Below are 6,999 nucleotides of genomic sequence, written 5' to 3' on the forward strand. Positions count from 1 at the left end.
CGCGGTCATCCGCCCCGAGCGCGGTCGCCGGCATCGAGGGCGACGGCAACACAGAGCCATTTCCACAAAAGGAACATCCCTGTGACCAGAATGCTGGAAACCCTCACGCGGGAAGATGCCGGCAGGAGTGTCCCGATGCTTTGCATGACGCGTCTTCTGGGTCGAGCATAACCGGTCGCCGGAAGTGAACACCCTCGTCGACTTGTCCACCCAAGTTCAGGGACGGTGCGGATCCACCCGCCAGTTCCTCTCCGTCTCGCGACTGAGGCTGGAAAAAGCTTGCGAACTTCTCGAACACACGGATCTGCCGATCACGGCGATCGCGCCGAAGGTCGGGTAGGCGTCAAACCAGGTCCTCCCCCGGGTTTTCGTCAAGCACATATGCGCGTGAGCCCGTCCGATTATTACAAGGTCGTTCGCGATCCGGTGCGCTCCTACATGCTGCGGTGAGGCTCGTCAGTGCAAGCAGCCGATTTGTCCCGGCCGGACTACGCCATGGTGTCGGGCAGATCCGCGTTGCGTCGACCGCGTGCCTCGGCCAAGGTGTCTTGCCGTCGATCCGAATGACGACATCAGCGGGATTGCGTTTGCCGACCGGAGCCGGACGGTCACGTCTGAGCCCAGCGGCAACGGCTGTCCGAAGCAGTGGACCCAATCCAGAATCATCTCGTACGACGCCCCGAAGTTCGAAAGCGAACCGGGGTCACTTGTTCCGGGGTCCTTCACGTCCCGGCGTACCATTCACCCCCTGCTTGGCACCGGATCACGGCAGTTATTCCGGACGTGCAATGGTCGCATGAGGAAACCGCCACAGCGAGAGTTCATATCGCTCGCTTGGGCAACAGGGGTGGCCTGGACGCCGCCAAGTGAACATCAAGGTGCAATCCGCGGCTCCCGTCCTGGAATCGCCGCAGGGAGAATCGCCGCAGGAAATAGCAAAGGCCATCGGCCGTTGGCGCTTCGCCGATTCAGCCTTATCGTTGAGAGGCAAGTATATCGAAACAGGAGTTGACCGATGGCAGTTCGTTTGTCTTTCCAACTCGGCGATCGGAAAACATCCGACGTCTCCTCCGGAGGAGCATCCGGAGTTGCGGCACTTCCGGCCCATGCTGTTCTCCGGGAACGTCAGGGCGATTTCTGCCGATCGCACCGGGGGGTGACCTCGTGACCCGCGCCTTCGATGCGGTGATCGTGGGCGCCGGACAGGCGGGACCGCCGCTCGCGGGGCGGCTGACGGCGGCCGGAATGACTGTCGCGCTAGTCGAGCGCAAGCGCGTCGGGGGCACCTGCGTCAACGCCGGGTGCACGCCGACCAAAACTCTCGTCGCCTCTGCGCGCACCGCGCATGTGGTCCGGCAGGCGGCCGAGTTCGGTATCGACACCGCGCCGCCGCAGGTCGACATGGCCCGGGTCCGCGCGCGGATGCGCCGAGTCGTGGAGGCCTCGCGGGACGGGCTCGCCGCCTGGCTGGGCGGGATGGAGGGCCTGACAATGATCCGGGGGCAGGCGCGGCTCGTTGCACCGGATGCGGTCGAGGTCGATGGCGAGACGCTGACGGCGCCGCGCATCTTCCTCAATGTCGGCGCCCGCCCCGCGCGACCGGAGATGCCCGGCATCGACGATGTGCCGTACCTCACCAGCACGACGATCCTCGAACTCGACCGCGTCCCTCAGCATCTGGTGATCGTCGGCGGCAGCTACATCGGCCTCGAGTTCGCGCAGATGTATCGCCGCTTCGGCGCCGATGTGACGGTGGTCGAGCGCGCCCCGGCCCTGATCCCGCGCGAGGATCCGGATGTGTCTCAGGCGATCCGGGGCATCCTCGAGGCCGAAGGCATCGCCCTGCGCCTTGACGCGGACTGCATTTCGCTCGCACCCGGGCCCGAGGGCGTCTGCGTCCGCGTGAGCTGCGCCGAGGGCGCGCCCGAAGTGCACGGGACGGACGTTCTGATCGCAGTGGGCCGCACGCCGAACACCGACGACCTGGGCCTCGAAGCCGCGGGCCTTGCCGCCGACGCGCGCGGTTTCGTCCCGGTGAACGCGCGGCTGGAAACCGCGGTGCCCGGCATCTGGGCGCTCGGCGATTGCAACGGCCGGGGCGCCTTCACGCACACGAGCTGGAACGACCACGAGATCGTCGCGGCAAATCTCCTCGAAGGGGCGGAGCGCGAGGTGTCGGACCGGGTGCCGGGCTACGCCCTCTACATCGACCCGCCGCTCGGGCGGGCGGGCCTGACCGAGGCGCAGGCGCGTGCCGCCGGTCACAGGGTGCGGACAGCAACCCGTCCGATGACCCGCGTCGGCCGAGCCGTGGAGAAGGGCGAGACGCAGGGGCTGATGAAGGCGGTGGTCGATGCCGACACGGATGCGATTCTCGGTGCCGCGATCCTCGGCCCCGGCGGCGACGAGGCAATCCACGGGGTTCTGGACTTGATGACTGCCGGTGTCCCAGCGGCGGGGCTGGTGCGGGCGGTGCCGATCCATCCCACCGTCTCGGAGCTCCTGCCGACCCTGTTCGGCGCGCTGGACTGAAGCGGGTCGCGCAAATACACGCCCGGGGTCGTGCGGGACATAGGCGCGAGGCGACAAGGGCGGGACCCCGACGCCCGGCCGCGCGCCCGACGGCCTCCGGGTCCGGGGCGCGAGCACCCATTCCGGACCGAAGGAGCGGACCCGCCCCCGGGAGGGCCTGGCGAAAGGGATGCCGGTCGGCGCCTCAGAGGCGTCGCGCCTTCCGGGCCGGCCGCCGACATCAATGCGCAAGTTCGGTGCATGTGCCGCACGACGCTGACGCGGCGCACCGCACTTTCCTCCATCGGCGCCTTCGCGGCGGCCAGTGTGCTGCCCGTTGCCTTCACGAGCGGTGGAAGCGCATGTACATTTGGTTGCGGGGGGCATGCAACCAACGATACTTGCGATCGATCGAACGCCAAATCCCGAAGCTTGCTGCATAGCATAACTCATTGTCGTAATTTAGGAAACCCAGTTCTCGAAGCACCCGGGCCTCGCATTTATCGCCAGAGGCCGAACAGGAGAACTGCGGCCAGGCAGTCACCGAACGGAACAACAGCGGCAACTGCGGTTATGGCCGTTGTGGGACTGCCTTGCGCAACTAGGTGTATGCCGAGAATGAAGCCGCTGATCCACGGGCTGAGGACTTGGTCGATCGGGTATTGAACGCGCCCGTTGGCGTGCGCGCTTGCCCTGCGCATTTCCGATCTCGTTCGCGACGCGCTGCGCCTGTCGAGGTCACGCCCTCCGATCGGCAGGGGCACGTCCGGGCGCGCCTCTCGCAGATACCCGGCCGCGTGCTGGTCGAAGATACCGGAGCCTCCCACCAGCAATATTGGGTTGAGCGACATTGTCATGCCCTCCTTGTTCTATTACCTACCATTCGCAGGATTGCACGTGACCTACTTTTGGTAAGTTTCAAGAAGGTCGTATGACGGACAGGCAGATCAGGCGGAAATCCCACGGGCGACGTGTGTCGGTGAGGCTTTCCAAGGCGGAGCGCCGCCATCAGCTATTGACCGCGGCCCGGGCGATCGTCAGGGAGAAAGGCACGGACCGGCTCAGTCTTGGCCACCTCGTCGAACGCGCCGGCGTATCGACGCCGGTTGCCTATGATCACTTCGGAGATCGATCGAGCTTGTTGATTGCGCTCGACAGGTGGATCGACACGGAGCGGATGGACACGTTCCGTAATGGCCTTGTCAGCCGGAATCCCACCGCTACGGAAGCGATTGAAGAACTCGCCAACGCCTGCATTGGCTGCGCCACCGACACCTCTGGCGATTTCCATGCGGTGGGTGCCGCACTCGGGGGGAGCGATGAAAAAGCCAATGTTCTGCAGGAACTTCTGGATCGGGCCGTCGAGATGTTCGTCACCGTCCTCGCACCACACAGCGATTTGCCCCCTACGGAACCCGAACAGCGGAGCATCGGCCTCGTTGGCGCGGGCGAGGCGCCCTCGATGGCCGTCCTCCGCGGAACGTGCCGCAAGGCCGATGCTGCCGGAACGATCTCATCAATGATCGCGCGCTGCATTTAGGATACGACGAGCTCGGAGCTGCCGCTTGCCGTGTCGGGCTTGGAACGTCGGGTGTCGGACAGCCCCCGCCAGAACCATGCGGTCAAGAACGGCGTTTTGGCATCGCCATCTGACCGCTCGGAGGAAGAAAGCCGATGAAAGGAAAGACCATGAAGGCTGCATACTACGATGTTCCGGGCGGACCGGAGGTTCTGAGCTACACGGACGTCGAGGCTCCGGCCTGTCCCGAGGACGGAGTGCTCCTCCGGGTGGAGGCGATCTCGATCGAGGGTGGCGATCTCATCAATCGGGCGACGGCGGCGCCTCAGGCAGAAGGCCACGTTCCAGGCTATGCCGCCTCAGGCGAGATCGTCGAGGTCGGCGCGAAGGTCCGCGACCGCTTCGTCGGCCAGAAGGTGACGTCGTTCGACATGAGCGGGTCCCATGCCGAATTGCGCGCCGTGAAGGCCACGCGGACATGGATCGTGCCGGACGGGTTGGAGATGGCGGCTGCGGCCGCCCTGCCCATCTCGTTCGGGACCGCCCATCACAGCCTGTTCGCGCGCGGAAAGCTGGTCAAGGGCGAGACCGTCCTCGTGCAGGGCGGAGCGGGCAGTGTCGGGGTCGCGGCGATTCAACTGGCCCATCGCGCCGGGTCGAAGGTGTTGGCGACCGTCTCGGGTGCGGATCGCGCCGCCCGACTGCGGGCTTATGGGCTGGACGCCGCGATCGACCACCGCTCGGAGGATGTGACCGCGGCCGTCATGCGGCTGACCGACGGCCGTGGCGTGGACTTGGTCGTCGATCCCGTCGGCTCCACGCTTGCGGGATCGCTTGCCGCACTTATGCCCGAGGGCCGTCTGGTCTTCGTCGGCAATGCAGGGCGCGCGTCGCTGGACCTGGACCTCTGGCCCGCCTTGCAGGCCAACCAGACGCTTCTGGGTGTGTTCATGGGCAGCCAGCTCGAAAAACCCGAAGTTCACCGGACGGTGGACGACATGTTGCGTATGGCCGCCTCCGGTGAGCTGGAGGTTCCCGTCGATCGACGGTTTTCGCTTCGCGAGGCCGCGGCGGCACATGCCTATGCCGAGGAGAACTCCATTCTGGGCCGGGTCGTGCTTGTCCCTTGACCCGCCGGATCCGGGACGGTCGCCCGGGCGCGTGCCCGGGTCGCCGCACCGGGATCGTTGCCACCGGCGGAAGCGCGCTAGCGCCCGGCATCCTGCCTGGCGAAGGCTTCCTGCGCTTCTGCAACCTGATCGCGATGATCGAGTGACCACTGCAGCACGCCCTTCAGGTGCGGCCCCAAGGATGCACCGAGATCGGATACCGCATGGACCACCGCAACCGGCGATGTATTTAGGACGTTGCGGGTGATCAGACCACTGGCCTCGAGCTGCTCAAGCACTGGGTGAGGGCTTTCTGGCTTACACCTTGTTCATGCGCTTGAGCGCATAGCGCGCAGGCCCGTCGCACAGAGCATTCAGAACCAGCAGGCTCCACTTTCCAGTCAATTCGTCAAGGACGGATCGGATGTGTCCCAAGTCATCCGGCGATTGGACGGACATGTGGGATACTCCGGCGTACCTGGTCGCTTTCAGGTGCGTAATTTAGTTCAGGTATATTCTGTATACCTTGACGTTTCCGCCACCAAGGAGCTTCCGGATGCGCAGCGACACGTACAAGGACGATCAGACGCGAAACAAGGGAACCGTGCTCGTATTCGGCGCAACCGGCAAACAGGGCGGAGCAGTCGCGGCGGCGTTGCGATCCGACGGTTGGGCTGTTCGCGCCCTCATCCGACGTCATTCGGTTTACGATGGCCGGTTGCCTTGCAGAATGAGTCATACTGCTCGAAGGTCACTTTATACCGACTCGTCTGGAAGCTGCTTAGGTGTTTGATCCCACGGTTTGATGGCGCGATCGTTTCGCAGGAATGGGAGGAAGCAACATGGGACAAGTTCGTCACGGGAGCCCCACGACCACGCACGCCGTCAGGGCTGCAATATAGCGATCGCGGGCTTCGCTCGCGCAGCTGAGCCGGGAACTCGGCATCAATCCCAAGACGGTGGCGAAGTGGCGGAAGCGGGCGACGGTCGAGGACATGAAGACCGGCCCGACCGAACCGCGGTCCACCGTGCTAACGGAGGCCGAGGAGGCGATGGTCGTTGCCTTCCGGCGCCACACGCTCCTGCCGCTGGACGACTGTCTCTATGCCCTGCAATCTTCGATCCCGCACCTGACACGGTCAGCGCTGCATCGGTGTTTTCGGCGTCATGGCATCCCGCGCCTGCCGGATGTCGAAGGTGACAGGCCCAAGCGCCAGAAGTTCAAGCGCTATCCCATCGGTGTGCAAGCTCTACCTGTCCGTCGGCATCGACCGGACGTCCAAGTTCGCCGTCGCTCAGCTCGTTGCAACGGCTGACAGAAAGGCCGCCTGAGCGCTCCTGCAGCACATGCTCGAGGCCGTGCCCTACCAGGTCCACACGGCGCTGACCGACAACGGAATCCAGTTCGCCGAGCAGCCCCGGAACCGGAACACCCTCTGCTCGCGACCAATGCGCTTCGACATGATCTGCGAGGCGAACGGCATCGAGCACCGGCTGACCAAGCCCAACCATCCGTGGACCAACGGCCAGGTCGAGCGGATGAACCGCGCCATCAAGGACGCCACGGTCAAGCGCTTCCACTACGAAAGCCACGACCTGCTGCGCACGCACCTCGCGGACTTCATGGCCGTCTACAACTTCGCCCGCAGGCTGAAGACCCTCTACGGCCTCACGCCCTACGAATTTATCTGCAAAATCTGGACATCAGAGCCGGATCGATTCATCGTCGACCCGATGTAGCGTGACACGAATTTTTGCAGCGTGTGACAGCAAAAGTTGCAGCAGAGCGATTTTATGAAGGCGGACTTCAATCCGCCTTCAAGGGCTCGTCAAACCCGATACCTGACTTCGTGAAAGTCA

7 protein-coding genes and 1 pseudogene are annotated in these 6,999 nt (G+C 64.6%); 6 read left to right on the top strand and 2 right to left on the bottom strand.

Annotation, left to right across the window (positions count from 1 at the left end; translation table 11 throughout):
• Nucleotides 1–866 precede the first annotated feature (866 nt).
• On the top strand, nucleotides 867–1,160 hold the full coding sequence (locus ACFSGJ_RS17270) for a hypothetical protein (protein ID WP_390264704.1): 294 nt from the start codon (nucleotides 867–869) through the stop codon (nucleotides 1,158–1,160).
• A 4-nt stretch (nucleotides 1,161–1,164) separates the two neighbouring features.
• Nucleotides 1,165–2,532: an FAD-containing oxidoreductase gene (locus tag ACFSGJ_RS17275; protein WP_390264706.1), complete on the top strand. Its 1,368-nt coding sequence runs from the start codon at nucleotides 1,165–1,167 to the stop codon at nucleotides 2,530–2,532.
• A gap of 479 nt (nucleotides 2,533–3,011) precedes the next feature.
• On the opposite strand, the gene ACFSGJ_RS17280 is transcribed toward ACFSGJ_RS17275, so the two are convergent.
• Nucleotides 3,012–3,362, bottom strand: coding sequence for a hypothetical protein (locus ACFSGJ_RS17280; protein ID WP_390264708.1), 351 nt, complete (start codon nucleotides 3,360–3,362; stop codon nucleotides 3,012–3,014).
• Nucleotides 3,363–3,442: 80 nt separating this feature from the next.
• Here ACFSGJ_RS17280 and ACFSGJ_RS17285 point away from each other — a divergent pair, with 80 nt between their 5' ends.
• Both ACFSGJ_RS17285 and ACFSGJ_RS17290 read left to right on the top strand, forming a co-directional pair.
• Nucleotides 3,443–4,051 (top strand): TetR/AcrR family transcriptional regulator, encoded by a 609-nt coding sequence (locus ACFSGJ_RS17285; protein WP_390264709.1) that lies wholly within the window; start codon nucleotides 3,443–3,445, stop codon nucleotides 4,049–4,051.
• Nucleotides 4,052–4,200: 149 nt separating this feature from the next.
• Nucleotides 4,201–5,160, top strand: a complete 960-nt coding sequence (locus ACFSGJ_RS17290) for a quinone oxidoreductase family protein (protein WP_390264711.1) — start codon at nucleotides 4,201–4,203, stop codon at nucleotides 5,158–5,160.
• A gap of 77 nt (nucleotides 5,161–5,237) precedes the next feature.
• Here the strand turns inward: ACFSGJ_RS17290 and ACFSGJ_RS17295 are convergent, their stop codons facing one another.
• Nucleotides 5,238–5,438: a winged helix-turn-helix transcriptional regulator gene (locus ACFSGJ_RS17295; RefSeq protein WP_390264714.1), complete on the bottom strand. Its 201-nt coding sequence runs from the start codon at nucleotides 5,436–5,438 to the stop codon at nucleotides 5,238–5,240.
• Between the two features lie 257 nt (nucleotides 5,439–5,695).
• On the opposite strand from ACFSGJ_RS17295, the gene ACFSGJ_RS17300 reads away from it, so the two are divergent.
• Both ACFSGJ_RS17300 and ACFSGJ_RS17305 read left to right on the top strand, forming a co-directional pair.
• Nucleotides 5,696–5,932: an NmrA family NAD(P)-binding protein gene (locus tag ACFSGJ_RS17300; RefSeq protein ID WP_390264716.1), complete on the top strand. Its 237-nt coding sequence runs from the start codon at nucleotides 5,696–5,698 to the stop codon at nucleotides 5,930–5,932.
• Between the two features lie 49 nt (nucleotides 5,933–5,981).
• A pseudogene (locus tag ACFSGJ_RS17305) lies at nucleotides 5,982–6,879 on the top strand (integrase core domain-containing protein).
• The last annotated feature ends 120 nt before the right edge of the window (nucleotides 6,880–6,999 follow it).

Origin of the sequence: Halodurantibacterium flavum (genome assembly GCF_042681825.1) — a bacterium.
In the GTDB taxonomy this organism is placed as follows: Bacteria; Pseudomonadota; Alphaproteobacteria; order Rhodobacterales; family Rhodobacteraceae; genus Halodurantibacterium; species Halodurantibacterium flavum.

What these genes read in the sequence shown, in the direction of transcription:
- ACFSGJ_RS17300 (WP_390264716.1), top strand. Translation starts at nt 5,696, where the DNA reads ATGCGCAGCGACACGTACAAGGACGATCAGACGCGAAACAAGGGAACC.
- ACFSGJ_RS17280 (WP_390264708.1), bottom strand. Translation starts at nt 3,362, where the DNA reads ATGTCGCTCAACCCAATATTGCTGGTGGGAGGCTCCGGTATCTTCGAC.
- ACFSGJ_RS17285 (WP_390264709.1), top strand. Translation starts at nt 3,443, where the DNA reads ATGACGGACAGGCAGATCAGGCGGAAATCCCACGGGCGACGTGTGTCG.
- ACFSGJ_RS17290 (WP_390264711.1), top strand. Translation starts at nt 4,201, where the DNA reads ATGAAGGCTGCATACTACGATGTTCCGGGCGGACCGGAGGTTCTGAGC.